Source organism: Xanthomonas vesicatoria ATCC 35937 (genome assembly GCF_001908725.1).
GTDB classification, from domain to species: Bacteria; Pseudomonadota; Gammaproteobacteria; order Xanthomonadales; family Xanthomonadaceae; genus Xanthomonas; species Xanthomonas vesicatoria.
Map to the genome: position 1 here is coordinate 3,118,633 of NZ_CP018725.1, position 26,537 is coordinate 3,145,169.

Annotated in this window: 20 protein-coding genes; 15 read left to right on the forward strand and 5 right to left on the reverse strand. The window is 65.7% G+C overall.

All coding sequences use genetic code 11. The features are described 5' to 3' along the window. Positions 1 to 85 precede the first annotated feature (85 nt). Together BJD12_RS13440 and BJD12_RS13450 are read left to right on the forward strand one after the other, a co-directional pair. A complete protein-coding gene (locus BJD12_RS13440) occupies positions 86 to 568 on the forward strand; it encodes an Lrp/AsnC family transcriptional regulator (RefSeq protein ID WP_005991253.1) in 483 nt (160 codons plus the stop codon). Between the two features lie 348 nt (positions 569 to 916). After that, positions 917 to 3,118, forward strand: coding sequence for a TonB-dependent siderophore receptor (locus tag BJD12_RS13450; RefSeq protein ID WP_042827870.1), 2,202 nt, complete (start codon positions 917 to 919; stop codon positions 3,116 to 3,118). A gap of 622 nt (positions 3,119 to 3,740) precedes the next feature. On the opposite strand, the gene BJD12_RS13455 is transcribed toward BJD12_RS13450, so the two are convergent. The 3 genes from BJD12_RS13455 to BJD12_RS13465 form a co-directional block, all read right to left on the reverse strand. Beyond that, positions 3,741 to 4,778: a patatin-like phospholipase family protein gene (locus tag BJD12_RS13455; RefSeq protein ID WP_005991247.1), complete on the reverse strand. Its 1,038-nt coding sequence runs from the start codon at positions 4,776 to 4,778 to the stop codon at positions 3,741 to 3,743. Between the two features lie 622 nt (positions 4,779 to 5,400). Beyond that, positions 5,401 to 6,420 carry a TIGR00266 family protein gene (locus BJD12_RS13460; protein ID WP_005992655.1) on the reverse strand — a complete coding sequence of 340 codons (1,020 nt, stop codon included), beginning with the start codon at positions 6,418 to 6,420 and terminating at the stop codon, positions 5,401 to 5,403. A 395-nt stretch (positions 6,421 to 6,815) separates the two neighbouring features. After that, positions 6,816 to 7,652: an ABC transporter ATP-binding protein gene (locus BJD12_RS13465; protein WP_005992657.1), complete on the reverse strand. Its 837-nt coding sequence runs from the start codon at positions 7,650 to 7,652 to the stop codon at positions 6,816 to 6,818. Between the two features lie 151 nt (positions 7,653 to 7,803). Here BJD12_RS13465 and BJD12_RS13470 point away from each other — a divergent pair, with 151 nt between their 5' ends. The 4 genes from BJD12_RS13470 to BJD12_RS13485 are packed head-to-tail and all read left to right on the forward strand — an operon-like array spanning position 7,804 to position 11,655. After that, positions 7,804 to 9,009, forward strand: a complete 1,206-nt coding sequence (locus BJD12_RS13470) for a DesA family fatty acid desaturase (RefSeq protein WP_042828035.1) — start codon at positions 7,804 to 7,806, stop codon at positions 9,007 to 9,009. Further along, positions 8,999 to 9,400 carry an EF-hand domain-containing protein gene (locus tag BJD12_RS13475; protein ID WP_005992661.1) on the forward strand — a complete coding sequence of 134 codons (402 nt, stop codon included), beginning with the start codon at positions 8,999 to 9,001 and terminating at the stop codon, positions 9,398 to 9,400. The genes BJD12_RS13470 and BJD12_RS13475 overlap by 11 nt, the downstream gene beginning before the upstream one ends. A 48-nt stretch (positions 9,401 to 9,448) precedes the next feature. Next, on the forward strand, positions 9,449 to 10,186 hold the full coding sequence (locus BJD12_RS13480) for an ATP-binding cassette domain-containing protein (RefSeq protein ID WP_005992662.1): 738 nt from the start codon (positions 9,449 to 9,451) through the stop codon (positions 10,184 to 10,186). Then, positions 10,183 to 11,655 (forward strand): ABC transporter permease/substrate-binding protein, encoded by a 1,473-nt coding sequence (locus BJD12_RS13485; protein WP_005992664.1) that lies wholly within the window; start codon positions 10,183 to 10,185, stop codon positions 11,653 to 11,655. Before BJD12_RS13480 ends, BJD12_RS13485 begins: the two co-directional genes overlap by 4 nt. 118 nt (positions 11,656 to 11,773) lie before the next feature. Here the strand turns inward: BJD12_RS13485 and BJD12_RS13490 are convergent, their stop codons facing one another. Beyond that, complete coding sequence (locus BJD12_RS13490; RefSeq protein WP_005992666.1) at positions 11,774 to 12,955, reverse strand: aminotransferase class V-fold PLP-dependent enzyme; 1,182 nt, start codon at positions 12,953 to 12,955, stop codon at positions 11,774 to 11,776. Between the two features lie 65 nt (positions 12,956 to 13,020). Between BJD12_RS13490 and egtB the strand changes: the two genes are divergently transcribed. Genes egtB through BJD12_RS13505 form a run of 3 tightly spaced genes read left to right on the forward strand, consistent with a single transcriptional unit; the run spans position 13,021 to position 15,578 of the window. Then, the gene (gene egtB / locus BJD12_RS13495; RefSeq protein ID WP_042828032.1) at positions 13,021 to 14,310 is read left to right on the forward strand and encodes an ergothioneine biosynthesis protein EgtB; all 1,290 of its coding nucleotides are present in this window, start codon (positions 13,021 to 13,023) and stop codon (positions 14,308 to 14,310) included. Further along, positions 14,307 to 15,293 carry an L-histidine N(alpha)-methyltransferase gene (gene egtD, locus BJD12_RS13500; protein ID WP_005992670.1) on the forward strand — a complete coding sequence of 329 codons (987 nt, stop codon included), beginning with the start codon at positions 14,307 to 14,309 and terminating at the stop codon, positions 15,291 to 15,293. Before egtB ends, egtD begins: the two co-directional genes overlap by 4 nt. A gap of 15 nt (positions 15,294 to 15,308) precedes the next feature. Beyond that, positions 15,309 to 15,578, forward strand: coding sequence for a DUF3253 domain-containing protein (locus tag BJD12_RS13505; RefSeq protein ID WP_039423430.1), 270 nt, complete (start codon positions 15,309 to 15,311; stop codon positions 15,576 to 15,578). Positions 15,579 to 16,243: 665 nt separating this feature from the next. On the opposite strand, the gene BJD12_RS13510 is transcribed toward BJD12_RS13505, so the two are convergent. Next, entirely contained in the window at positions 16,244 to 19,951 is a 3,708-nt protein-coding gene (locus BJD12_RS13510; RefSeq protein WP_042828033.1) for an indolepyruvate ferredoxin oxidoreductase family protein, read from the reverse strand. A 195-nt stretch (positions 19,952 to 20,146) separates the two neighbouring features. Here BJD12_RS13510 and BJD12_RS13515 point away from each other — a divergent pair, with 195 nt between their 5' ends. From BJD12_RS13515 to BJD12_RS13540, 6 genes are all read left to right on the forward strand, one after another. Beyond that, on the forward strand, positions 20,147 to 20,782 hold the full coding sequence (locus tag BJD12_RS13515; protein WP_039423428.1) for a tetratricopeptide repeat protein: 636 nt from the start codon (positions 20,147 to 20,149) through the stop codon (positions 20,780 to 20,782). A gap of 549 nt (positions 20,783 to 21,331) precedes the next feature. Continuing rightward, positions 21,332 to 22,249, forward strand: a complete 918-nt coding sequence (locus BJD12_RS13520; RefSeq protein WP_005992680.1) for an AEC family transporter — start codon at positions 21,332 to 21,334, stop codon at positions 22,247 to 22,249. A gap of 544 nt (positions 22,250 to 22,793) precedes the next feature. After that, on the forward strand, positions 22,794 to 23,426 hold the full coding sequence (locus BJD12_RS13525; protein WP_005992682.1) for a ParA family protein: 633 nt from the start codon (positions 22,794 to 22,796) through the stop codon (positions 23,424 to 23,426). A 15-nt stretch (positions 23,427 to 23,441) separates the two neighbouring features. After that, positions 23,442 to 23,918: a SixA phosphatase family protein gene (locus tag BJD12_RS13530; RefSeq protein ID WP_005992684.1), complete on the forward strand. Its 477-nt coding sequence runs from the start codon at positions 23,442 to 23,444 to the stop codon at positions 23,916 to 23,918. A gap of 3 nt (positions 23,919 to 23,921) precedes the next feature. Then, a complete protein-coding gene (locus BJD12_RS13535; protein ID WP_005992686.1) occupies positions 23,922 to 24,494 on the forward strand; it encodes a YceI family protein in 573 nt (190 codons plus the stop codon). Then, positions 24,491 to 26,506: a phospholipase D family protein gene (locus tag BJD12_RS13540; protein WP_042828034.1), complete on the forward strand. Its 2,016-nt coding sequence runs from the start codon at positions 24,491 to 24,493 to the stop codon at positions 26,504 to 26,506. Before BJD12_RS13535 ends, BJD12_RS13540 begins: the two co-directional genes overlap by 4 nt. Positions 26,507 to 26,537 lie beyond the last annotated feature (31 nt).

The following is a 26,537-nucleotide window of genomic DNA, read 5'->3' on the forward strand; positions in this document are numbered from 1 at the left end:
TGCCGCGCAACAGGCTTGCGAATCTTGCGCAGTGATGGCAGTTACGCGCAAGATTCGTGCATCTTGTTCTGCTGCTGCGCAACATATGGATCAACAAATCGCTCTCGACCGCACCGATCTGCGGTTGCTCGCCCTGCTACAGACGCAGGGCCGCACCAGCAATGCCGAGCTTGCCGTGCAGGTGAATCTGTCGGCGTCGGCCTGCCTGCGGCGCACGCAACGGATGGAGGCCGCCGGCATCATCGCCGGCTATGGCGCGCGCCTGGATGCGCGCGCGCTGGGGCTGGGTCTGCAGGCCTTCGTGCGTGTGCAGCTGGAGCAGCACGGTCAGGCCGATATCGAGTTGTTTGCCGATGGCGTGCGCGGCTGGGACGAAGTGGTGGCGTGCTGGGCGCTGACGGGCGACATGGATTACTTGCTGCAGGTACAGGTGCGCGATCTGGAGCATTTTTCGCGGTTTCTCCTGGATCGCTTGCTCAACGCCACCGGCGTGTCCGATGTCAATTCCAGCTTCGTCCTACGCACGGTCAAGGCGCCCGAAGGCCTGCCTCTGTCGCATCTGGAGTAACGGCGCAGTTGCCTGGGCTGGGCGCGTGGAGCGCCAGCCGACGGATGTGGCGCATCGGATCGCGAACAAACCAACGTGATCAATCGATCTGGTCGACCTGCGATGCCCGGTGACCTGACGCCGCACGCAGATCGCCCCCGCGCAACCAATCAAGCTCAGCCATGTCGTGCTTGCCCCTCAAACGATAACGATTTACATTTGCGTAACGTCTGGCCGGCTCCGGCCATGCCTGTTCGTCGATCCGCCAGCCTCGCCAGGCCAGCCAGCTCATCGCTCGAGCAGCACGCCGACGCATGCCTGCTCCCTGCCGCCACGCCCTAGCGTGCGCCCACGATCGATGAGAGACCGATGCCTGTATTGACTCACCCACTGACCCCCTTGTCTGTTGCCCTGCTGTGCGCGTTGACCTGGCCCGCGGCTGCGCACGCTGACGACCTGACCGATGCCAAGACGCTTGACCAGGTCACCGTCAACGGCGCGGTCAGCCGCGCGCAGCCGGCCACTACCACGCGCCTGCCGCTGACGCTGCAGGAGACGCCGCAGTCGGTGAGCGTGATCGGGTTGCAGCGGCTGGAAGACGAGTCGCTTTTCAGCATCGATGATGTGATGCGGAATGTCACTGGCGTCAACGTCTCGTTCTACGACACCCAGCGCCCGCTGTATTTTGCGCGCGGTTTCCAGATCACCGACTTCCAGGTCGATGGCTTGCCCACCTACAGCGGCGCGACCAATCAGGAATACGACACGGTGTTTTACGACCGCATCGAAGTGATACGCGGCGCCAACGGCCTGCTGACCGGTGCGGGCATTCCGTCGGCCACGGTAAACCTGCTGCGCAAGCGCCCGGGCAAGACGTTCGACGCATCGGTTGCCGCAAGCGCTGGCACCTGGGATTTCCGCCGCATGCAGGCCGACGTCAATGCGCCGCTCACCGACGATGGCCGCTTCCGCAGCCGCGTGGTCGCGGCCTGGCAGGACCGCGACTACTACTACGACCGTTACCACGACAACAAGATGTCCGGCATGGCGGTGCTGGAAGGCGATCTGACCGACAGCACCACGTTGACCGTCGGCTATCAGCGCCAGGACAACAGCCCGGTCGGCTCGACCTGGGGCACGGTGCCGTTCTTCGCGGCCGATGGCACGTTGGCCAATCTGTCGCGCTCGACCAACATGGCACCGGAATGGACGCGCTGGCAGCGCGAAACCACCACCGCATTCGCCAATCTGGAACAACGCTTTGGCGAGGACTGGTTGCTGCGCGTCAACTACGCCCATACCAAGGGCGATGTGCAAAGCATTCGCGTCTACGGCACCGGCTACCCGGCCGCCGATGGCAGCGGCGTGTTCCTGCGTACCGGCACCGGCGAAACCAGCGATGCGCGTGATGGTGTGGATGTGTATCTGTCGGGCGGGTTCTCGCTGTTTGGCCGCCAGCACGATATGGTGCTGGGCGGCAGCTGGCAGGATCTGCAATCGACCACGTACGGCGTGACTCAGCAGTACCCCAGCGGCTGGGGTTCGTGCATCAACGAAAGCGGTGGCTCCGAGCGCTGCTATCGGATTCCGGACATCCGCAACTGGGATGGCGACGCACCCGAGGTGACCTACAGCCGCACCGGCGCACGCCGCGAAGCGCGCACCACCCAACGCGGCGTGTACGCCTCTACACGCCTGCGCCTGGCCGACCCGTTGTCGCTGATCGCCGGCGCGCGCCTGAGCACCTGGCAGACGCGCACCCAGGGCTTCGACGTCAGTGGCGGCTACACCGGCACCACCGGCCGTTACAAGGTCAGCGATGAAGTCACCCCATACGTGGGCTTGGTCTACGACATCGTGCCGGACGTGTCGGTCTACGCCAGCTACACCGAAATCTTCAACCCGCAGAACTACCGCGACAAGGACAACAACCTGCTCGCGCCGGTGGAAGGCTCCAATCTGGAGGCCGGCATCAAGGCGCAATTGCTCGACGGCCGCGCCATGGCCACTGCCGCCGTGTTTGAAGCCAAGCAGGACAACTACGCGGTGCGCGACATGACCCAGCCAGAATCGTCGTTGCCGGACGGCACCTCGGCCTATATCGGTGTGAACGGCACCAAGAGCCGCGGCTGGGAGATGGACTTCAATGGCGAAGTTCTGCCGGGTTGGACGGTCAATGCCGGCTACACGCACGTCAAGGTCACCCGCGCACCCACCGACGCTATTTACGCGAACCTGCCCGAAGATTATCTGCAGCTGTCCACGCAGGTGCGGCTGCCCGGCGCGTGGGATCGCCTGAGCATCGGTGGTGGTGTGAGTTGGCAAAGCGCGGTGCGCGGCTTCAACATCGCACGCCCCACCGGCGACGGCAGCGGCGCCACCACACCGGTCACCGTGGTGCAGAACCCGTATGCGTTGGTGCACTTCAACGCCAATTACCGCATCAGCGACCAGTGGACCGCCACGCTGGCGGTACGCAACGCGTTCGACAAGACCTATTGGGCCAATCTGGACTACCAGAACTACGGCGAACCGCGCTTTGTCAGCGTGTCGCTGCGCTGGCGGTATTGAGAAAACGACGAGGCTGGGCCGGTCACCGCGCGCTGCGTGCACCACGATGATCGGCCCGGCATCGCAACCAGGGTCCTGAAGCGACGTCCAAAGTCTCTGCCGTTACGTAGGAGCGGCCCTGGCCGCGATGCCGGTCCCAACACTGCATCAGCGCTTCCGCACCGGCATCGACCAACGCAAACGAAGCGCGCCGGGCTCGATCAATGCCGCGTGCGCGCCAGCGTGCACTGTGCGAACGGCAGGCAGATAACGTCGTCAACCACGCGAGCGAAAAGACGCGCATAACGTGGTAAATCAAGCGGGCCAGATGCGGCACCAAGCAGGAGCGGCCCTAGCCGCGATGCCGTCACAATACCGGCGATGCCGAAGAAATTTTTACACAGCAGCAGAGGCCCCTGCTCACCTGCGCCCATGTGCGTACATGCAACTCACACCGCACACGCATGCGCCATTCGCAACCCGCTGCAGGCACGCACCCGACTTCTTCCTTGACGTTGGAGGCCGCAGCTGGCGGTGATGAGCAGTGATCGCAGCACCTGCCCGCTACAAGCAAGCTCTGCGATCACCCTGTACCTCCAACAATGCATCGTGCGTAACGCAGATGCCGCGCACACCAACCGCTTTACGGCGCCACGCATTCCTCATCCTTGCCGCGCAATTTCTGCCAGCGCGAACGTTGTTCCAGGCAGCGCTGGTAGGCCTGCTGTTTTGCCGCCGCAGCCTGGTCGGCTGCATTGCGCGTGGCACTGCTGCGCGCGGCCTGCAGCTGCGCGATCTTGGCGCGGATCTGCGGCATCACCGCCATCGCGGCGCGTTCGCCTTCCAGGATGGCGACACTGCGCTGATTGAAATCGGCCGAGCCGATATCGTTGACCTTGGGACGCACCACCACATCGGCACGTTTCAGCTCGGCTTCGCCAAGACGCTGGCCCATGATCGAGATCGACTGGTTCACCGTGCCCATCAAATCGCCAGGATTCTTGCCGCTGGCCTTGCTGGAGATATCCACCGCCACCACGAACTCGGCACCGAGCTGACGCGCGGCATCTACCGGCACCGGGCTGACCACGCCGCCGTCGACAAAATGGAACTTGCCGATGGTTACCGGCTCGAACACACCGGGAATGCTGCTGGATGCACGTACCGCCTGGCCGGCGTTACCGCGCACGAACACGGTGCGCTCACCGTCTTCCAGACGCGTGGCCACGGCTGCGAACGGCTTGCGCAACTTCTCGATGGGCTTGCCGCCGACTTGGTCGTTGACGTAGTCCTGCAGCTTCTGGCCCTGCACCAGGCCACCGGAGAACAGCCGCACATCGCGGATGCTGGTCTGGTCGAGCGCCACCGCTTTTTCCTGCATTTCGAAGGCGTCCATGCCGCTGGCATACAACGCACCGACCACGCTGCCGGCGCTGGTACCGGACACAACCACGGGTGCAAACCCATTGGCCTCGAGCATCTTGATCACGCCGATATGCGCAAAACCCTTGACCGCACCGCCGCCGAGCGCGATGCCGATCTTTACCGGTTTGACCGCAGCGGCCGTAGGCGCCTGCACTACCGGCGCAGGCGTTGCCGGGCGTGGTTCGCCACCGCAGGCCGAGAGCAGACCGAGCATGGACAACAGGGCAAGCGAGCGGGGGCGGCGGAGCGCGGTCATGGCGAAAACGTCGATAGGAAAGGCGAGGGAGAATACACGCGCGCCGAGACGATCGCTGCGGTCGCGGACTCCCTGATACAGGGACAAACGCGTCGATTCCTCAAGAACGGCCGCTGGCTGCGCCCGGACTGCCGTCATGACAGCAATCGCCCGGGGCCTGCCCCTTCTCCCATCGGGACATTGTCCCCCTCCATGGGGGAGAAGGTGCCCGAACGGCGGATGAGGGTACGTGCGAAGCCACGTGCAGTTGGAACGACGCGAGGGCTTCGCCCCGGACCCTCACCCCAACCCCTCTCCCGTGGGGAGAGGGGCTTTGATTCTGGGGAAGCGGGGCCTTGGCTACGGTCGGGATGTCGTCGCCGCAGGATCAGTGGAAGCGCATTCCTTCTCCCACCGGGAGAAGGTGCCCGAAGGGCGGATGAGGGTACGTGCGAAGCCACGTGCAGTTGGAACGACACGAGTGCCCCGCCCCGTACCCTCACGCCAAACCCTCTCCGTAGGGAGAGGGGCTTTAGTCCGGGCGGCACCGGCTTGTTGCGCAGCCGCTCGGCCCGCACCACGTGTTCTCGGACCAACGTGCGTCTGCAACATCACCCACGCACTCAGCTGTCGCTGCAACCAATCAAAACCGGTTATCGCCATCCAGCAGCCGTCCCAGGCCGCCGAGCACCGAACCTTCGCCGCGCTGCTGCCCGCCGGTTTGCGGGGCGGCCTGCAGCATCCGGCCGGCCATGCGCGAGAACGGCAGCGATTGCAGCCACACCTTGCCGGGGCCGGTGAGTGTGGCCAGGAACACGCCCTCGCCGCCGAAGAACATGCTCTTCAATCCGGCCACGCGGCGCACGTCCATGTCCACGCCGGCGTGATAGGCGACCACGCAGCCGGTGTCCACGTCGATGCGCTCACCGGGGGCGAGCTCGCGTTCCACCACGGTGCCGCCGGCATGCACGAACACCCAGCCGTCGCCTTCGAGTTTTTGCATGATGAAGCCCTCGCCGCCGAACAGGCCGGTGAGGATCTTCTTCTGGAAGGCGATGCCTAACGACACGCCGCGCGCGCCGGCCAGGAAGCTGTCCTTCTGGCAGATCAGGCGCCCGCCGTGCGCGGACAGCCGCAGCGCCAGCACCGTGCCGGGGTAGGGCGCGGCGAAGGCTACCTTGGCCTTGCCGCTGCCGGCATGGGTGAACACGGTGGTGAACATGCTTTCGCCGGTGACCACGCGCTTGCCGGCCGAGAGCAACTTGCCCATCAGCCCGCCGCTGCTGCCGCCCTGACCATCGTGCGAGCCGTCGCCGAACACGGTGTCCATCTGCACCGCCGAATCTTTGTACATCAGCGCCCCGGCCTCGGCGATGGCGCTCTCGCCCGGGTCCAGTTCCACTTCGACAAACTGCATGTCGTTGCCGACGATGCGGTAGTCGATCTCATCGGCGCGCCCGGCGCTGGCACTGCTGCCGAGCGGCGGCGGTGCGCTGCCGGCGCCCTGCAGCTCGGCCAGCTGACGGGCCGGCGTCCAGCCATCGAGTCCATCGCGCCAGGCCAGTGCGTCGGGTTGGCGCTGGGCGTGCACGCGGGCGCTGGCATCGTCCAGCGGGCCGATGCGGTCGGCCTGTCCGGGAACATGGAAATACCACTGGGCCATCGGGACGACTCCTGTCTGTGTGTGTGGCGAGTCTAGTCGCAGCACTGGTCACCGCGTCCCGTGTCCAAGGTCATGCCGTGCAGGGCGGTCAGGTGTGGTGACCACCGGGCGATAACCCACCCGTGCCGGTCAGGCCAGCATTCCCCCGAAGCGGTGGTGACAAGGCGGTCGCGCCGAAGAAGGCCGGAGCGTGGGTAGCATGCATCCGGCCACGGCATCACGCTGACCGCAGTGTCGGCGTCGCTGGCGTGGCGCGCTGATAGAACGCAACGTAGCGATGCGTCGTCAGTGGGTGTGGGCGGCGCGCGCAGAACCGGCGTGGAAGAGAGGTACATGCCGCACCGAGCACCGGCCGCGCCCGTCTTATGGCTGCGCAGTCGTTTTGTTAGCCGCTCTTATTCGCCGACCGTCGCCCAGTAGCGTTCGCCATCGCGGTGTACGCGCACCGGCCCGTCGAACGTTGCCGACAGGCTGGCATCGGTCAGCAAGGCATCGCGCGGGCCGTCGGCGACCACCTTGCCGGCGCGCAGCAGAATCACCCGCCCGATTTCCGGCACGATCTCTTCGATGTGATGGGTCACCAGCACCAGTGTGATGCCTTGCCGGGCAAGGTCGCGCAAGGTGTCGAGCAGGTGCCGGCGCGCGACCACGTCCAGGCCGGTGGACGGCTCGTCCAGCAACAGCGCCTGCGGGCGGTTGACCAGGGCGCGCGCGATCAGCACGCGGCGGGTCTCGCCGGCCGACAACTCGGCGTACGGGCGATCCAGCAACGGCAAGGCGCGTGCCAGTGCCAACGCCTCACGTGCCCGTGCGCGCATGTCGTCGCTGATCTCGCGATGCGGCGGCACCACGTAGCTGGCAAAGAAACCCGACAGCACCGCGCTTTCGACATCCAGTCCCGGCATGTCGGCCAGATTGACGCTCAGATCGCCGGTGACGATCCCCAACTGCGAGCGCAACCGGTCCACCTGCCAGCGTGCCTGCCCCAGCACCTTCACCGCAGGCTGACCATCGCCACGCGCCAACGGATATAGCTCGCGCGTGATGAGCTTGATGAAAGACGATTTACCGCAGCCATTGGGGCCAAGGATGGCGGTGTGCTGGCCAAGTGCGATACGCAAACGCAACGCATGCAATACGCGGACCTGGCCGCGCATCACACTTGCGTGGTCGAGTTCGATCAGCGCGGGCGCATCGGCAAAAGGATCGGCAGCAGCGGTGGCAACAGGCATACGCAAGACATCAGGCAGTGAGGGAAAAGAGACGTGTGAACCGCTTTAGGAATGTAGGCGTCACCCTACGCATCCGAAGGGTGAAGTTTGCCGCGATCGCCCCCATCATGTCTGCATCGACCAAAGAGACACCGCCGCCGTGGAACTGCCGATGCTGTCCGACCCGATCATCGACTTCCTGACGTCCGGCGTGGCCGGCCTGGGTGTGTGGGGCATGCTGGCGGTGCTGCTGGTGTTCACCCAACTCACCATCTTTGCGGTGACCTTGTACCTGCATCGTAGCCAGGCGCACCGCGGCGTGGATTTCCATCCGGTGGTAGCGCACTTCTTCCGCTTCTGGACCTGGCTCACTACCTCGATGATCACCCGCGAATGGGTGGCGATCCATCGCAAGCACCACGCCAAGGTCGAGACCGAGGAAGACCCGCATAGCCCGCAGACCAAGGGCATCAAGCAGGTGTTCTGGCGCGGCGTGGAGCTGTATCGCGAAGCACGCGCGCAGCGCGCCGATATCGAGCAATACGGCAACGGTGCGCCCAGCGACTGGATCGAGCGGCATCTGTATACCCCGCACGCCAATGCCGGCCCGATCGCGCTGCTGGTGCTCAACGGTGTGCTGTTTGGCTTGCCCGGCATTGCGCTATGGGCAATCCAGATGGCGTGGATTCCGTTCTGGGCCGCCGGCGTGGTCAATGGCCTGGGCCATTGGTGGGGCTATCGCAATTTCGAATCCGCCGACACCTCCACCAACCTCACGCCGTGGGCGCTGTGGATCGGTGGTGAAGAACTGCACAACAACCATCACGCGTTCCCGAGTTCGGCACGGTTTTCGATGCGGCGTTGGGAGCTGGATATCGGCTGGATCGCGATTCGCGGGTTGCAGGCCGTGGGGCTGGCCAAGGTGCTGCGGGTGGCGCCGTCGCTGGATATCCGCCCCAATATCGCCGTGCCCGATGCCGATACGCTGAAGGCGCTGCTGTCGCATCGCTTCCAGGCCATGACCGATTACCAGCGCAACGTGCTCAAGCCGGCCTTGCGTGAAGAGGCCGCTACGACCGGCGCCAAGTTGCGCGAGTTGTTGCCGCGGCGGTTACGTAAGGGTCTGGTCGATGACGGGCGCTGGCTCAAGCCGGATGCGCGCGCGCAGTTGCAGGCCTGGGTGGCGCAGCGTCCGCGCATGCGCACGCTGATCGAGTACCGCGCGCGCCTGACCGCGGTGCTGGAAGCGCGCAGCCATGATGCATCCGAGCGTCTCAAGCAGTTGCAGCAGTGGTGCCATGAGGCCGAAGCCAGCGGCAACGCCGCGCTGCAAGCATACGCGGCGCGGCTCAAGGGTTATGCGCTGAGTGGCGCGTAAGTGCAGCGGCACGCGTGCTGCGGCCTGTGCGCGCGGCTACAAGGGGGCGGTGGCGCGCGCGTTGTCGATGGCATGCATCGTCTATGCGTGCGCGTGCGCATGCGCGGCGCATGCACAGGTGCAGGACAGCCAGGACTACCTCAAGCGCATGGATACCGATAGCGATGGCCGGGTCAGCCGCGATGAATATCTGGCCTGGATGAGCTACGCCTTCGATCAACGCGATGTCGATCACGATGGTGTACTGCAGGGCGACGAATTGCCTGGCCGGCGCGGCAAGCCGATCACCCGCGCTGCGCATCGGGCCACGTTGATCGAGCGCTTTGCGCGGCAGGACGCCAACGGCGATGGCTATCTAAGCGCGCGCGAATTGCTGGCGCCGCCGCGCTGATGCGCACCTTCGCGCGCGTCTGACGTCGCGTTCGGCAAGCTCGACCGCATGTTTACTCTCGACCAGGTCAGCCGCCGCTACGGCCAGGCCGTCGCCCTCGATGCGGTCTCGCTTGATTTCGCCAGCGGCATTACGACCGCGTTGATCGGCCCCAGTGGTGCGGGCAAGTCCACCGTGTTGCGCATGCTGGTGGGGCTGGAGTGGCCTGACAGCGGCACGGTCGCCTTCGATGGGGTGCCATTGGCGCGCGCCAGCCTGCAGGTGCAACGCCAACGCATTGGGTATGTGATCCAGGAAGGTGGGCTGTTTCCGCATCTGGATGCACGCCGCAATGTGGTGCTGCTGGCGCAGACCCTGGGCTGGACGCGGCAACGCATCGACGCCCGCTTGGAAAGTCTGTGCACGCTGTGCCAGTTGCCGCCGGCGTTGCTGGCGCGTTATCCGGCCGAACTCTCCGGCGGGCAGCGTCAACGCATGGGCCTGATTCGCGCGCTAATGCTGGACCCGCCCGCATTGCTGCTGGACGAACCACTGGGCGCGCTCGACCCGATCGTGCGTTACGACCTGCAGGCGCAGATGCGCGCGCTGTTCGCGCAGCTCGGCAAGACCGTGGTACTGGTCACCCACGATGTCGCCGAAGCGGCCTATCTGGCCGACACCCTGGTGCTGATGCGCGATGGCCGCGTGGTGCAGCAGGGCAGTGCGCGCGAGCTGATCGAGCAGCCGGCCGAGCCGTTCGTGCAGCGGTTTCTGACTGCACAACGCAGCATCGGCGACGCCGCATGATGGCGCGTGTCCTTGCGGCAATGCTGCTGCTGATCTGCAGCCTCGGCGTGCAGGCCGCGCCGGTGACCATCGGCTCGAAGAACTTCACCGAGGCGGTCATCCTGGGCGAAATCGCCACCGCTGCCGGTCGGCGGGACGGCGTGGACGTCCAACACCGCGCCCAGCTCGGCGGCACACGCATCCTGTGGCGCGCGCTGGAAACCGGCCAGATCGATGCCTACGCCGAATACACCGGCACCCTGGCGCAGGAATTGCTGCAGTTGCCAAAGGCCAGCCACGCCGAGCTACGCGCGGCGCTGGACGCGCGCGGTCTGGCGATGACCGAGTCGTTGGGGTTCCAGGACACCTACGCATTCGGCATGCGTCGCGCGCGCGCGCAGGCGCTGGGCATCGCATCGCTTTCGGATCTGGCACGCCACCCGGCACTGAAGATCGGCTTGAGCAATGAATTCATGCAGCGCGCCGACGGCTGGCCTGGCGTGCGTGCGGCCTACGGCTTACCGCAGGCCGCCACCGGGCTGGATCACGATCTGGCCTACCGCGCGCTGGAAAGCGGAGCGATCGAGGTCACCGACCTGTACAGCACCGATGCGGAGATTCCGTATTACCAGCTGCAGGTGCTGCGCGACGACCGCCAGTATTTCCCGGAGTACCAGGCGGTATTTTTGTATCGCAAGGACCTGGCGCAGCGCGCACCGGCAATGCTCAAGACCTTGCAGGGCCTGCAGGGACGCATCGACGAAGCCACCATGCAGCGGCTCAATGCGCAGGTGAAACTGCAGCGACAGTCCGAGGCGGCGGTTGCCGCCCAATGGCTGGGCGTTGCGGCCACGGCACACGCGGATTCGCGCATCGGCCGGTTGCTGGGCCACACCCGCGAGCACCTGGCACTGGTCGGCATCTCGCTGGGTCTGGCCTTGCTGATCGCACTGCCTTTGGGCGTGCTCGCAGCGCGGCGGCCGCGGCTGGGCCAGGTGGTGTTGTCGTTGACCGGCGTGCTGCAGACCCTGCCCTCGCTGGCCGTGTTCGTCTTCATGATCCCGTTGTTCGGCATTGGCGCAAAGCCGGCAATTGCCGCGTTGTTTCTGTATAGCCTGCTGCCGATCGTGCGCAATACCCATGCCGGGCTCACGTCGATTCCGCGCGAGCTACGCCAGACCGCCGAAGCGATCGGCTTGCCGGCCTGGACGCGGCTGTGGCGTGTGGAATTGCCGCTGGCCCGCCGCACGATTGTGGCGGGCATCCAAACCGCCGCGGTGATCAACGTGGGCACCGCCACGCTGGGTGCGCTAATCGGCGCCGGTGGCTATGGTCAGCCGATTCTCACCGGCATCCGCCTAGACGATATCGGATTGATTCTGGAAGGCGCGATTCCCGCCGCCGTCCTCGCCCTGCTGGTGCAGGCGGCATTCGAAGGGCTGGAGCGTTGGGCAACCCCGCGCGGCCTGCGGCTCAGCCAGCGCGGCTGAGTACCCGGTCAGTCGCAGACCACCCATGCGATGCACTCGTGGGAGCGGACCTGGCGGCGATAGAGGGCCATGCGGCGTCGCGGCCAGGTCCGCTCCTACACGCGCGGGCCCAAACGTTTTATTTGTCCGGCAGCGCAGCAATCAAGCGCAGGAGCGCTCCCTCGGCAACACCCACGTGGGGTGCGATACGTAGACGCCCGTGCCGCCGTGTGCAGACCGCCCCCTGTTCGCCGAAGATCTTCGCCACCGCATCCAGCTGGGTGGCCGGCGGCTGCAATGCGGTCAGATGCGGCGCATGACCGGGGATGCACCAATGGCCGAACCCGCGCGCGGTTAGCGCCGCATCCCACTGCGCGGTCAATGTGCCGAGCGCCGTGGCGATACGCGCAGGTTGCCAGGCCGTCACCTGCTGCAAGGCGGCTGTCGCCATCGCGATGCGCAAGGGGTCAGCAACGCCACCGGCATCGAACCGCCGTGCCCCGTCGCGATAGGCCGGCGCCTGCGCCACCGGAAACTCCCAACTGCTGCCGGCATCACGGCCGATCCAGTGTTCTTCGATCGGCACGCCGTGCGTGCGCCAGTGCGGCGCCACCCACAGCCAGGCGAGCCCCATCGGCCCAAGTAACCACTTATGTCCCACGCTGACCACGAACTCCGGCTTCCAGCGCGGCAGGTCGGTCGGCAGCACGCCCAAGCTCTGGCTCAGATCCAGCACCAGCGCCGCGCCGCGCGCATGGACGGCGGCGCTGATCCTGTCCAGGTCAAGCTGCCGCCCGTCCAGCCAGTACGCGTGCGGCAGGCTGACGATGCGCAGCGCAGCCGTGCGTTCCACCGCTTCCAGCACCGCATCGGTCAGCACGGTGCCGGCAGTGGTCGGCACCGCCACGAGGCGTGCGCCGATCTCGGTGCAGCGCCGTTGCCAGATCAGCAGGTTCGATGGGAACTGCCCGTCCAGCAGCAGCACTGCCTCGCCGCGATGCAGTGGCAGATTGCGTGCGGCCGTGGCCAGGCCATGCGCGGCCGACGGCAGCAATGCCACCGCATCGACATCGTTGTCGAATAGGCCGGCGGCCAGGCCGCGCAGCCGCTCGATGTCGTGCAGCCATGCGTCGAATGGCAACCGCCATGGCGTGGCCATCGCATCGACTGCCTGATGCGCCACGGTCTGCACCGCTGCCAGCAATGGCCCGCGCGAGGCAGCATCCAGATGGATGACCTCATCGGGCAGCGCAAACGCGTGGTGCCGATGTTCCCAGGCGACGGGGGTGGGGAGCGAACTGGGCAGCGAAGACGATGACATGCCAACAGCTTACCGCTGGCTGCCATGGCTCCGACACGGCGCGTTCACGGACGCTGCCCAAGCATATGGCGATGTCTGCACTCTCACCCCTGGTGGTCGACCGCCAGCAACAGCAGCTGACGCTGCTGCAACGCTACGCGCAGACCCGCGCGCTGAGCGACCGCCTTGCCGCACCCCTGAGCGCAGAAGACGCAATGGTGCAGAGCATGCCCGATGCCAGTCCCAGCAAATGGCATCTGGCGCACACCACCTGGTTTTTCGAACGCTTCGTGCTGCAGGCCGATCCTGCGTACCGCGTCTTCGATCCGGCATGGGACTTTCTGTTCAATAGCTATTACCAGAGCGTTGGCCCGATGCACGCACGCGCACGTCGCGGGGTGTTGTCGCGGCCGTCGCTGCAGCAGGTGCACGACTATCGCGCGGCGGTGGACGCCCACATGCGGCAGCGCCTGCAAGACGGCACGCTCGACGCGCAGGCCTGCACCATCGTGCAACTAGGCATTCAGCATGAGCAGCAACATCAGGAATTGCTGCTGACCGATATCAAGCACGCGCTATGGAGCAACCCGCTGCAGCCGGCCTATCGCGATGCGCCCGCGCCAGCGGCCGCACTGCCGAGCGCGCTGCGGTGGCATGCGCGCGATGAGCAGATTGCGGAGATCGGCGCCAACGCGTGGCCGCAGAGCGATACGTTTGCCTATGACAACGAGTCGCCGCGTCACCGCGTGCTGATCGGTGCGCATGCCTTGGCCAATCGTGTTGTGACCAATGCCGAGTTCCAGGAGTTCATCGACGCCGGCGGTTACCGCAGCGCCAGCGCCTGGCTCAGCGATGGCTGGGCGATGGTGCAGGCGCAAGGTTGGCAGCATCCGTTGTATTGGGATGCAGAGGGACGCGAATTCACCCTGGATGGCTGGCGCACGCGCGATGCGCACGCGCCGGTCTGCCACCTGAGCCTGTTCGAAGCCGATGCGTTTGCCCGCTGGGCCGGCGCGCGTCTGCCCACCGAGGCCGAGTGGGAACAGGCGGCTGCAGGTGTCGCGGTGCAAGGCAATTTTGTCGATACCGACACGCTGCACCCGCGTGGTGCGCAGGCCGTGGACACCGGCCTGCAGCAGCTGTTTGGCGATGTCTGGGAATGGACCGGTAGTGCGTATTTGCCGTATCCCGGGTTTGCGCCGTGGCCTGGCTCACTGGGCGAATACAACGGCAAATTCATGAATGCGCAATGGGTGCTGCGCGGAGGGAGTTGCGCCACGCCGGCCAGTCACCTACGCGCCAGTTACCGCAACTTTTTCCCCTCCGATGCGCGTTGGCAGTTTGCCGGCGTGCGCCTTGCCAAGGACCTGCCTTGAACGCCGCCGCCCATGCCATGCAACGCGCCCATGCCGCGCTGACCGACCTGCGCCCGCAGCCGGACGACATCACCGCCGATGCACTGGCCGGCCTGTCGCAGACCCCCAAGACGCTGCCGTCCAAATACTTCTACGACGCCCGCGGCTCGCAGCTGTTCGAAGCCATCACACGGCAGCCGGAGTACTACCTCACCGGCACCGAACTGGCATTGCTGGAAGCCAGCATGCCGGCGATCGCGCAGGCGATCGGCCCGGACGTGCATGTGGTCGAATACGGCAGCGGCAGTGGCCGCAAGACCGAGCTGCTGCTACAAGGCTTGCGCGATGTGGTGGCGTACACGCCGTTGGAAATTTCGCGCACCGCGTTGCTCGAAAGCACCGCGCGGTTGGCACAGCAATTCCCGCAGATCCAGATGCTGCCGGTCTGCACCGACTTCACCAAGCCGTTGCGCCTGCCCGATGCGCAGCGTCCTTCGCGTCGCCACGTGATGTTTTTTCCCGGGTCGACGCTGGGTAACTTCACCGACACTGCGGCCGTCGCCCTGATGGACGCGATGCGCCAAACCATGGGCAACGATGGCTGCGCGTTGATCGGAATCGATCTGGACAAGGACGCCAGCCTGATCGAAGCGGCGTACAACGATGCAGCCGGTGTCACTGCAGAGTTCACCTTGAACCTGCTGGCGCGGCTCAATCGCGAGATCGGCAGCGATTTCGATCTGGACGGCTTCCGCCACCACGCGGTGTATGCGCGCGAACGTGGGCGCATCGAAACCTTTCTGATCAGCCAGCGCGACCAGCGCGTGCAGGTGGGCGGCAAGGAATTCGCCTTTGCCGAAGGCGAAGCCATGCAGGTGGAATACAGCTACAAGTACACCGACGCGCGCTTTGCCGAACTGGCCGCGGCCGCCGGGCTCAAGGTCACGCATGGCTGGAACGATGCGAAGGACTGGTTCGGGCTGCGTCTGCTGCGTCCACTGTGATCACGCGGGGCAGGCGTGCAAGTGCCAGATGATGCGCAGATTGCTGCGCTGATCCGGCACTTGCTCGCACAACGGCAGCCCGAGCAATCCATCTGTCCCTCAGAGGTGGCGCGCGCGCTGAGCGAAGACCCTGACGTGTGGCGCAACCTGATGCCGCAGGTACGCGAGGTGGCCGCAGCGGCCGCACGCGCCGGGGTCGTCCGTGTCACCCAGCAAGGTCGGACAGTGCAGCTGCCAGATGTTCGCGGCCCGATTCGCTTGATGCGCGGGCCGCAATTCGACTGAGGTTTGGCGGGCGTTTCAAAAGCCGCTAACAGCACGACTTCACGTAGGTTCATTGCAGCGTGGATGATCTCGGCGTCGTCAAAAAGCGGCCGATCTGAGGCTAGATTGCAGGTCCTTGCCCGCTCACCCTCCCGCGATGCGCCGCAAGTACGTCCATGTCAGCTCCGTGGCTGCATCCATGCCAAAGGTCCCGCGATGGTGAGCAGGCAACGACCAGTCGAGTTGGCCGGTGTGCATATGCAAGCAGTGCATTGTGCGATTCAAGCGGATGACCTGCTGGCTCATTTGATGTCTCGCAGCGCTTAGCGGATGTGATACCCCGGCGATCTGCAGCAACCGCAGCCATTCGTGCGATGGGCTGTTTTTTTTGGCCTCAGACCAACGGTCTGGTGCGGTGTCCTCGCCGTTGTGGGACCGCTGGCGGCATGGATGCCGCCGTCGAGCCCCCGGGGAAGGGGTTTACGGCGTGTCCCGTGAGCGGTGAGGGCGCCGCGCACCCGGCTCCCTCAGCTTTTACTCCAGCCTTCAGCGCATCCGAACCACCCAGCGCTGCACACTTCCGGTCGTGTTGAAGCGATTCCGTCCGCGCCGCTGCCAGGACGTCTAACAAGAAGCGACCTCTTCGTAACAGTCAGCCACACGTGCAGCCATCACTGAGCGCTGCCTCAGGCCGCCTGCACGACATGCAGCGCTTTCGGATTGCGCCACTGCGCCAGCAGCGCGGCTTCACGCGCCTTGGCTTCCAGCAGGTGCGCATGTTTGACGTGGCCATAGCCGCGGATGTGTTCCGGAATGCTGGCGATCTGCGCGGCCAGCCCGACGTTGTCGGCGTCCAGCCGCTCAAGCAGCCCTTCCACCGTCGCCATGTAATCGGCAATCAGCTGCCTCTCGCCACGTCGCTCGGCGGTATAGCCGAACACATCGAGCTTGCCTCCGCGCAGGAATTTCAGCCGTGCCAGCAGCTTGAAGGCGCTGAACATCCACGGCCCGTACTCGCGCTTGATCAGATGGCCGTGCGCATCCTTCTTGGCCAGCAGCGGTGGTGCCAGGTGGAAGCGCACCGTGTAGTCGCCTTCGAACTGCTGCTGCAACCGGCGCTGGAAATCGCCGCGCGTGTACAGCCGCGCCACTTCGTATTCGTCCTTGTAGGCCATCAGCTTGAAGGCATAGCGCGCCACTGCTTCGGTCAATGCAGTGCTGCCGGGTGCGCGTTGGGCCTCGTGTGCGCGCACACGCTCTACCAACGCGCGATAGCGCTGCGCGTAGGCAGCGTCTTGATAGTCGGTCAAGAACGCGACGCGGCGCGTCATCACCTCGTCCAACGACTGCGCCAGCTGCTCATCGTCGAGCGGATGCACCGGTGCATCCACATCGCCATGCAGCGTGTTGCCATCGGTCTGCGCCAATCCGCGCGGCGCGCTCTGCCCGCTGAGATCGTGGGCTTCCCAACTGCCGGGCGCACGTGCGTCCGGGGCGTCGCCGTGCAGATGTGCAGGCGCGTGGGTAGTCGCCAGGCCGGCAGCGCGTTGCACCGCCGGCAGATCCACCGCCGCCAGGCGGCCCCAGGCGAAGGCCTGCTGATTCATCGCAACGGCCGCGCCATTGAGCTCAATCGCGCGCATCAACGCCGCATGCGACAACGGCACCAGCCCGTGTTGCCAGGCATAACCCAGCACGAACAGATTGCTGGCGATCGCATCGCCCAGCAGGGCGGTGGCCAATTGCGTGGCGTCCAGCAACAGCGGCTCCTGGCCGCCCAGTGCGGTGCGTACGCCAGCGATGATCTCGGCAGCCGGGAACTGCAAATCCGGCTGCGTGGTGAAGCTGCCCGGCATTGCTTCGTAGGTATTGAGCACCACCTGGGTGCGGCCATCGCGCACCTTGGACAGCGCCCAATAATCGTTGACCACCACCATGTCGCAGCCCACCACCAGGTCGGCTTCGCCGGCGGCGATACGCACCGCGTGGATGTCGCCGGGCGTGCGCGCGATGCGGATATGCGTGGTCACCGCGCCGCCTTTTTGCGCCAGGCCGGTCTGGTCCAGCACGGTGGCGCCCTTGCCCTCCAGATGCCCGGCCATGCCCAGCAGCGCACCGATGGTCACCACGCCGGTGCCGCCGACGCCGGTGATCAGAATGTTCCAGGGTTGCTCCAGCGTGGTGCGTTGCGGCGGTGCGGGCAAGTTGTCCAGCAGCGCACTGGCGTCGCGCTGTTTGCCCTTGCGCGGCGCACCGCCATGCACGGTGACAAAGCTCGGGCAGAAACCCGAGACGCAGGAATAATCCTTGTTGCAATTGGATTGATCGATCTGCCGCTTGCGCCCGAATTCGGTTTCCTTCGGCAACACCGACACGCAAAAACTCTTCTCGCCGCAATCGCCGCAGCCTTCGCACACCAGCGAATTGATCATGACGCGCTTGGGCGGGTCGATCAGCTTGCCGCGTTTGCGGCGGCGGCGTTTTTCGGTGGCGCAGGTCTGGTCGAAGATGAGAATCGACACGCCCTTGATCGTGCGCAGGTGCTGCTGCACCGCATCCAGCTCGCCACGATCATGAAATGCCACGTCAGTGGGAAACAGATCGCGGCGCCGCGTCCACTTGCCGATGTCGTCGCTGACGATCGCAATCTCGTGGATACCTTCGGCGCGCAGCTGATGGGCGATATCTGGCACGGTGAGCGTGCCGTCCACCGGCTGCCCGCCGGTCATGGCCACCGCATCGTTGTAGAGAATCTTGTAGGTGATGTTGACGCCGGTGGCGACCGATTGACGGATCGCCAACGAACCACTGTGGAAATACGTGCCATCGCCCAGGTTCTGGAACACGTGCGGGGTGTCGGTGAACGGCGCCTGCCCCGACCACGTCACGCCTTCGCCACCCATGTGGGTGAAGGTGTCGGTGGAGCGGTTCATCCAGGTCACCATGTAATGGCAGCCGATCCCGCCCAGCGCGCGCGAGCCTTCCGGCACCACCGTGGAGGTGTTGTGCGGGCAGCCCGAGCAATAGTGCGGCACGCGCGGGAACTGCGCGCGCGGCAAGGCCATTTCCGCTTCCTTGGTCTCCATCCAGCGCAGCCGCTGCTCAATCGACTCGGCGGTGATCGCGCTCGATTGCAGCAGGCGCTGGATGCGCCTGCCGATCACCGCCGCAATCGTGGCCGGGGTCAGCTCGCCGGTGGAGGGCAGAATCCATTGCCCATGCTCGTCGTACTTGCCGACGATGCTCGGCCGCGCACCTGCGTTGGCCGGCCAGTTGTAGAACAGCTCCTTCATCTGCCGCTCGATGAAGGCCTTCTTTTCTTCCACCACCACGATGTCGTCGAGCCCCTGCGCGAACGCGCTGATGCCCACCGGCTCCAGCGGCCAGGTCATGCCGACCTTGTAGACGCGGATGCCGATCTGCGCGCAGGCCTGCGCGTCCAGGCCCAGGTATTCCAGCGCCTGCAACACGTCCAGATAGCTCTTGCCCGTAGTGACGATGCCCAGCCGCGCGCGTGGTGAATCCAGCACGATCCGGTCGATCTGGTTCGCCCGTGCAAATGCCTGCGCCGCCGCGACCGCATAGCGGTGCAGCCGCATTTCCTGATCCACCGGCGGGTCCGGCCAACGGATGCTCAACCCGCCCGACGGCAGCGTGAAATCCTCCGGCAGCACGATGGTGCGTGCGAACGGGTCCACCTGTACCGAGGCGGACGATTCCACCGTCTCGGCGATGGTCTTGAAGCCGATCCAGCGCCCGGTGTAACGGCTCATCGCCCAGCCCAGCAGGCCCATGTCCAGGATGTCCTGCACCCCGGCCGGGTTGAGGATGGGCATCATCGCGCTGACGAATTCGTCTTCCGACCCGTGCGGCAACGTGGAGCTGCGGCAGGCATGGTCGTCGGCGGCCAGCGCCAGCACGCCGCCAAACGGTGAGGTGCCGGCGGCATTGGCGTGCTTGAACACATCGCCGCTGCGGTCCACGCCCGGGCCCTTGCCGTACCACATGCCGTACACGCCCTGCACCTTGGCGCCGGGGAATAGATTGGTCTGCTGGGTGCCCCACACCATGGTGGCGGCCAGGTCCTCGTTGAGGCCGGGAGTGAAGGTCACGCGCGCCGCGTCCAGGTGCTTGCGCGCGCGCCACAGTTCCAGGTCCAGCCCGCCCAGGGGGCTGCCGCGGTAGCCGCTGATGAAGCCAGCGGTGTCCAGCCCGGCCGCGTCGTCGCGCAGGCGTTGCAGCAACGGCAGCCGCACCAGGGCCTGCACGCCGGACAGATAGATGCGCCCATCCGTGCGCGTGTACTTGTGGTCCAGCGTGTAGTCCGCATCCACCCGGCCGAGCTCCGGCGTGTTGGCAGAGTCGGGAGAAGAGAGTGCAGCGGTACTGGTCATGGCGTGCCCGGAAAGGGTGGCTGGGACCCGGTGCGTGTCAACAGAAACCAATGACACGCCCGACGGATTCCAAAACGGCGGCGCAAAGTGTAACAGTCAGCCTTCACGCGTCCGCTCGCATGCGGATGCACAGCCGTCGCGCTGCGGGTAGGATGGGGATGGGAAGGGGTCGTTTGCTGTCAGGGGAAAACAACAGTGAAAAGGAAATACGCATGGGCCGCCTTGGCCCTGCTTGGAGGCGTGTGGTCGCTGGCGCAGGCACAGAGCCTGCCCAAGCCCAAGGAGTTCTATTTCGACGAAGACCGCAGCACCACCAAGACGGTGGTTGCGGTGCCGGGGCAGGGCGATGCCGTGGTCGACCGCCTGGCCGCGATGGTGCAGCGTGACGCACGCGCCGCCGAGCCTCGCGCCCAGCTGGCCTCGCTGGCCTATGCCGGTGGACGCACGCAATTGGGCGATGAGCTGTACCAGGGCGCGTTAGCATTGGTCTCCAATGGCAGCCAGCAATACCGCGCCATCAGCTGGAACTACGGCTGGGACCTGTTGCGCGCCGACAAGCCCGACAAGGCGTTGCAGCAGTGGGCCAATCTGGCCAATGGCCGCCCGGCCACGCCGCAATGGTTGCCCACCACGGCGGCACTGACGTTGTGGCGGGCCGGCCGCAAGCAGGAGGCGGTGGAGTGGTATGCCGCGGCCGTGCGCACCTGGCCCGATCGCTGGGGCAGCAGCGCCAACTACGCCAGCCTGCTGCCGGATTGGCGCGAGCCAGAGCGCGCCACCCTGGCCGAGGTCTTTGCGGCATGGCAGGCCAACCCGCCAGCATTTCCGTAAGCGCGGGCCGCGCTGCGGGATCGCCTGCAGCACGTGCCGTGCAGGTTGCTGCAGGGGCCTTCGCCACCATCTCTGGGTACGCTGCAAGCAGGTTCTTGTGAGCGCTTGCGTGGCGGCCATGCCACGTAGGGTCCTGCGACGGTCAGCGGGAAGGGCCAGTCGTATTGATTCGGTTGCAGAGCTTTCAAAAAAGCGACCAGCAACGGAGATGCGGTGCAGTCGTGCTTAAACAAAACCACCAGCCAACTCTCTGGTGCGTGTCCTCGTCGCCTGCGGGACCGTTGGCGGGATGGATGCCGCCAGCGAGCTCCCAGGGACGGGCTCACGGCGTGTCCCGCGAGCGGCGAGGGCACTGCGCATTCGACGCTGCGAGTTCGCTGCAGCGCCCTTACTGGTTGGTGCGCAGCGTGTTTAACAAGCAACCGCGGCAAGCCGAACCCGGATCACTGGCTTGGAGCTAGGCAAACGATGCGGTAACTGGGACTTCGTTGGGTAGCGCCGCGCGCTATGCGATCCTGTGCACCGCTTTCCAACGGACACAATCACCCAATGGCGGTGGATGCGTTTGCATTGATCCTGGCGATGCTGGGCCTTGGCCTGGTGTTCGCGCGGCTCAAGGTGCTGCCCGACAACAGCGCCGATGTGCTCAATCGCATCGTGTTGTATATCTGCCTGCCGGCCTCGGTGCTGACCTACGTGCCGCGCCTGCATCTGGACGCTTCGCTGGGCGGAGTGATCGCCACGCCGTGGCTGCTGACCGCCATTATCGTGCCGTTGCTGTGGGGCTGCAGTCGTTTGTTGCGCGTTGGCCGTGCCGAGTACGCCGCGCTGCTGATGTGCGTGGTGTTTACCAACTCCAGTTTCATCGGATTTCCGATGGTGCGCGCGCTGCTCGGCGATCACGCCCTGCCGTACGCGGTGGTCTACGACCAGTTCGGCACCTTCGTGCTGTTGTCCACCTTCGGCCTGTACGTGCTGGCGCGCTACAGCGGCGATACGCCACCTACCGCAACGATGATCCTGGCGCGGGTGCTCAAGTTCCCACCGCTGTGGGCGCTGCTGTTTGCGCTGACGCTGATGCCCGAGCAACCGCCGGCCTGGATCGGCTCGGGCCTCAAGAGCCTGGCCGATGCGATGTTGCCGCTGGTGATGCTGGCAGTGGGCTTTTCGCTGCAGTTGCGCCTGACCGCCGACGAACTCAAGCCGCTGGCAGTCGGGCTGCTGTTGAAGCTTGCGGTAATGCCGATTCTGGCGCTGCCGCTGTCCTGGGCGCTCGGCCTGCGCGGGCTCATGCTGCAGACCAACGTGCTGGAATCGGCCATGCCCACCATGATCACCGCCGCTGCGCTGGCGATCTCCCATCGGCTGGCCCCCCGATTGGCAGCGGCCATGGTCGGCTACAGCATCCTGCTCTCGCTGCTGACCCTGCCCGCCTGGTCCTGGCTGCTGGCGCGCCTGGGGGCGTGATACGCCTGCAGCCGCACGAAGATGGTGGGCTGCGACATCGCACCGCTCCCGTCGACGAGACAAGTGCCTGCAGGGACATCGTCACTCAGGATGGCGCTGCTGTGCCTTGGCGCCAGCCTGTCGGCCTCTGCGGCAATAGCGTCTGCCACGCCTGACCCCGCCAATGCGCGAGGTGCCGCAATGGGCTCAGCAAGTCGGTCAGGCCCGCACGCCCGGTTTTGCCGCTGCAAGGGCTCGGCGCGGTATCTGCTGCTGCTGAGCGTGGGAGCACGTCGACGCAAGTGAAGTCCCGGCACTGCGCGCGTACGTGCAGTGCAGCAGCATTGCCGTCTGCCGTCTGCCGTCTGCCGTCTGCCGCCGGTAGACGGTCATCTCGTCGCTGCACTTCGCCGAGACACAGGCGCGCAACAAACATTTGCGGCTGAACCGTGCGCCGATGCTGCACTGCGGTGACATACACGCGTATCGCGTTTAACGCGTTTCGACTACTTCCTCACCCTGCCGCGGTGTACGCTGCCGGCTTGCTCCCGGAAGCGAGGCGTGCATGAAGACAGTCCTGGTGGCCGCCTCCAAAGGCGGCGTCGGCAAGACCACGATCGCCACCAATCTGGCCGCACACGCGGCATTGCAAGGCCAGCGCACCGTGCTGGCAGATGCCGATCCGCAAGGCTCGTCCACGCGCTGGGCGCAGCGACGCGCCAGCCTGGAAAGTGCGGTGCTGCCGATCGACGCCACCAAGCGCCGCAACTGGCAGGCCGCGGTCCCTGATGGCACCGACCAGCTGATCATCGATGCACCTGCCGGTGCGATGGCCGACGACCTGAGCGGCTTTCTGGACCATGTCGACGCCATCGTGGTGCCGGTGCTGTCCTCGGCGCTGGATATCGAAGCGGTGGTGGGCTTTCTCAACACGCTGGCCAAGGTGCCGCGCGTGCACCAGCGCAAACTGCCGGTGGGCCTGGTGCTCAACCGCGCGCGTCCCTGGACCCAGACCTCGCAGCAGGCCGCCGAAATGATCGGCACCTGGCCCTACCCGCTGGTGACCCAATTGCGCGACACCCAGGCCTACGTGGTCATGGCCGGGCTGGGACGCAGCTTGTTCGATTATCGCTCGGCGCAGGTGCGCGACCATCAACAGGACTGGGAGCCGCTGCTGAAGTGGCTCAAGAAGTCCTAGAACCGGAAAGTTCCTATGCGCGAATTGATCTTGTTGCGACACGCCCATGCCGAGCCGGCCGATACCGGTCAGGCCGACTTCGACCGCCCGCTGTCTCCGCATGGCATCGCCGAAGCCGAATCTGCCGGGCGTTGGCTGCGCGAACAGCGGCTGGTCCCGGACCGGGTGCTGTGCTCGCCGGCGCGGCGTGCCCGCGAGACGCTGGAGGCGGTGCTCGAGCTCACCGGCTACATCGAACAACGTCTGGACGAACGCATCTACGAAGCAACCCCGGGCACCCTGGCCAGCCTGGTGGACGAGCACCGCGAGGCCGAGCGCCTGCTGCTGGTCGGCCACAACCCGGGTCTGGAGCGGTTGGCCGCGTTGATGCATAGCGGGCAGACCGGCGACTACCGGGGCATGCCGACCGCCTCGATCGCCTTGCTGGCCCTGCCGCTGGACGCCACCATCGAGCCGGGGATCGCCCGCCTGACCGCCTTCTGGTGGCCTTGATCCGTGTCATCGTCGCTGCGCTGGTTCGCCTGGCTCGCGCTCTGGGTCGCGCTCCCCTGCCTTGCGCAGCAGAAAGTGCACGTGATCGATCCGGTGCAGTCGCGCTTCGGGTTCGAGATCAAGACCCGCTTCGGTATGAAGATGGAAGGATTCTTCCCGCGTTTTCGCGGTGAGCTGGTGGAATTGCCGGACCGGCGCATGCAGGTGCGCTTCCGGCTGGACGCCACCCAGGTGGAAATCCCGGGCAAGGACCGTTACACCAGCTGGATGCGGGGCGAGGATTTCTTCGACGTGGCGCGCTACCCGGTGGTGGAGTTCGAGTCGTTGCCTTACGCCGAAGAGGTGGTCAAGGGCGGCGGCGACATCACCGGCAACCTGACCATCCGCGGAATCACCCACATCGAGACCCTGCATGTGGCGCCAGCTGAATGCGCGCGGCCGGGCTATGATTGCGACGTGATCAGTCGAGGTACGGTCCTGCGTGGACGTTACGGAATGAATGCGTGGCAGATGGCCTTGGGCGACAGGGTGACATTCATTCTGCGTGGGCGGTTGCAGGAGGCGCGGCGCCCGTGAGGTTCCTGTTGAGGGTCCTTGTGCTGGCAACCCTGTTGCTCGGCACCGGATGCGCCGGCCTGTCGCAAGTCGAACGTAACCGTGCCGCTGTCGTTGCCGCGACGGCGCGCAGTACCGCGGTGAGCTGCACCCAGGCCAATCACTGCGCCCAGGCTTCGCCGCTCCGCACGCTGGGCGGCGACGCCATCACCGCCTCCACCCCGGCCGCGCCGCGCCATTACGCCACCATCGTCGATCACGGCGAAGAATCGCTGGTGGCACGGCTCAACCTGATCCGCAGCGCCACCCGCAGCATCGACCTGCAGACCTACATCTTCGACAAGGACGACAGCGCGCGCATGATCCTGGACGCGCTGACCGACGCGGCCCAGCGCGGGGTCAAGGTGCGGATCCTGATCGATCAGCTCTCGGCAATCGCCGACCTGCAGATTCTTGGCGCGCTGGCCAGCACCCATGAAAACCTGCAGCTGCGCATCTACAACCCGACCTTCGGCAAGGTGAAACTTAATTACTTCGATTACGCCGGGAGCGTGGTGTGCTGCTTCCGGCGCTTCAACCAGCGCATGCACAACAAGCTGCTGGTGGTGGACGACGTGCTGGGCGTGGTCGGTGGGCGCAATTACCAGGACGACTATTACGACTGGGACAGCGAGTACAACTTCCGCGACCGCGACGTGATTCTGGCCGGCCCGGAAGTGCGCGCGATGGCGGCCAACTTCGATGCGTTCTGGCGCGCGCGGCGCAGTGTGCCGGCCGAGCGTCTGAACGACGTTGGCCGGCTGCTGCTGGAACAGGGCGCCCCGCAGATGCCGCCCGCACAGTTCCGGCGCCCGGATCGGGTGGCGCGGGTGGACCGGGAAGCGCGCGATCCGCAGTTCGTGCGCGATGCCTTCGTCACCCCCGCGATGTCGGTGCAGCGCGTGCTCTACGTGGCCGACCTGCCGCAGAAGCACCGCCGAGAACACGCTGCCAAGGCCGTGTCGACGGCCCCCGAACTGGACGGCCTGATCGCCGGCGCGCAGCAGGAAGTGCTGCTGCAAACGCCGTATCTGGTGTTGTCCGACGAGGCCCAGGCGATTTTCCGTGAGCTGCGCAAACGCCCGCAGCCACCGCGCATCGTGGTGTCGACCAATAGTCTGGCAGCCACCGACAACCCCATCGTGTATGCGCTGTCGTACAAGTTCAAACGCCGCAACATGCGCGAGTTGGGCTTCAACCTGTACGAGTTCAAGCCGTTTCCCCTGGATGCGCCGGTGGATTACGCCAACCTGGTGCCGGACCCGCTCAATCCTGCTTCCGAGATCAACGAAGACAGGCGCGACAATCGCCTGATCGGCGGCAGTGCGGCCGGCAATGCGGTGCGCGGCAGCAGCGGTGCAGACACCGGCGGCACCGGCGGCAGCGTGATTCGGGGCAGCAGTGGCGCCGGTCGCGCGCCCGGCGGCAGCGAGGTCGATCGCCGCGTGCTGCGTACCGAAACCCGGCCGTCGTTTTTGGGTACTCGCGCGGTCAACAAGCCGCTGCCAGTGACCCGCGCCGGTGCGCGCATGGGGTTGCACGCCAAGTCGCTGGTGGTGGATCGCCGCATCGGCGTGATCGGTACGCACAACTTCGATCCGCGCAGCGAGAACTACAACACCGAAGCGGCAGTGGTGATCGACGATGCGCGCTTTGCGCAGGCGCTGGCGGCCAGCATCGAGCGCGACATGAACCCGGAAAACGCCTGGACGGTGGCCCCGCGCGAAAAACCACCGGTGTTGAGCGGCTTGAACTACAGCGTGGGCAAGGTGTCCGAAGCGTTGCCGGTACTGGATTTCTGGCCATGGCGTTACGCCACCAACTACGAATTCCAGCCAGGCCCGGACTGCCCGTTTCCGCTCAAGCGCCAGGACCCGCAGTTCCGCAAGTGCTACGTGGCGGTGGGCGATTTCCCCGAGGTCAACGTCGGTCCGAAATGGCTGCTGGTGCGCATGCTGACAGCCTTCGGCGCCGGGCTTGTGCCGATTCTTTGATCGACAGCTAAGCGCAGCCAACGAAACGATT

Bases quoted from the DNA above. Each gene is read 5' to 3' on its own strand.
- BJD12_RS13440 (WP_005991253.1), top strand. From the start codon at position 86: ATGGATCAACAAATCGCTCTCGACCGCACCGATCTGCGGTTGCTCGCC.
- BJD12_RS13450 (WP_042827870.1), top strand. From the start codon at position 917: ATGCCTGTATTGACTCACCCACTGACCCCCTTGTCTGTTGCCCTGCTG.
- BJD12_RS13455 (WP_005991247.1), bottom strand. From the start codon at position 4,778: ATGACCGCGCTCCGCCGCCCCCGCTCGCTTGCCCTGTTGTCCATGCTC.
- BJD12_RS13460 (WP_005992655.1), bottom strand. From the start codon at position 6,420: ATGGCCCAGTGGTATTTCCATGTTCCCGGACAGGCCGACCGCATCGGC.
- BJD12_RS13465 (WP_005992657.1), bottom strand. From the start codon at position 7,652: ATGCCTGTTGCCACCGCTGCTGCCGATCCTTTTGCCGATGCGCCCGCG.
- BJD12_RS13470 (WP_042828035.1), top strand. From the start codon at position 7,804: ATGCTGTCCGACCCGATCATCGACTTCCTGACGTCCGGCGTGGCCGGC.
- BJD12_RS13480 (WP_005992662.1), top strand. From the start codon at position 9,449: ATGTTTACTCTCGACCAGGTCAGCCGCCGCTACGGCCAGGCCGTCGCC.
- BJD12_RS13485 (WP_005992664.1), top strand. From the start codon at position 10,183: ATGATGGCGCGTGTCCTTGCGGCAATGCTGCTGCTGATCTGCAGCCTC.
- BJD12_RS13490 (WP_005992666.1), bottom strand. From the start codon at position 12,955: ATGTCATCGTCTTCGCTGCCCAGTTCGCTCCCCACCCCCGTCGCCTGG.
- egtB (WP_042828032.1), top strand. From the start codon at position 13,021: ATGGCGATGTCTGCACTCTCACCCCTGGTGGTCGACCGCCAGCAACAG.
- BJD12_RS13510 (WP_042828033.1), bottom strand. From the start codon at position 19,951: ATGACCAGTACCGCTGCACTCTCTTCTCCCGACTCTGCCAACACGCCG.
- BJD12_RS13520 (WP_005992680.1), top strand. From the start codon at position 21,332: ATGGCGGTGGATGCGTTTGCATTGATCCTGGCGATGCTGGGCCTTGGC.
- BJD12_RS13525 (WP_005992682.1), top strand. From the start codon at position 22,794: ATGAAGACAGTCCTGGTGGCCGCCTCCAAAGGCGGCGTCGGCAAGACC.
- BJD12_RS13530 (WP_005992684.1), top strand. From the start codon at position 23,442: ATGCGCGAATTGATCTTGTTGCGACACGCCCATGCCGAGCCGGCCGAT.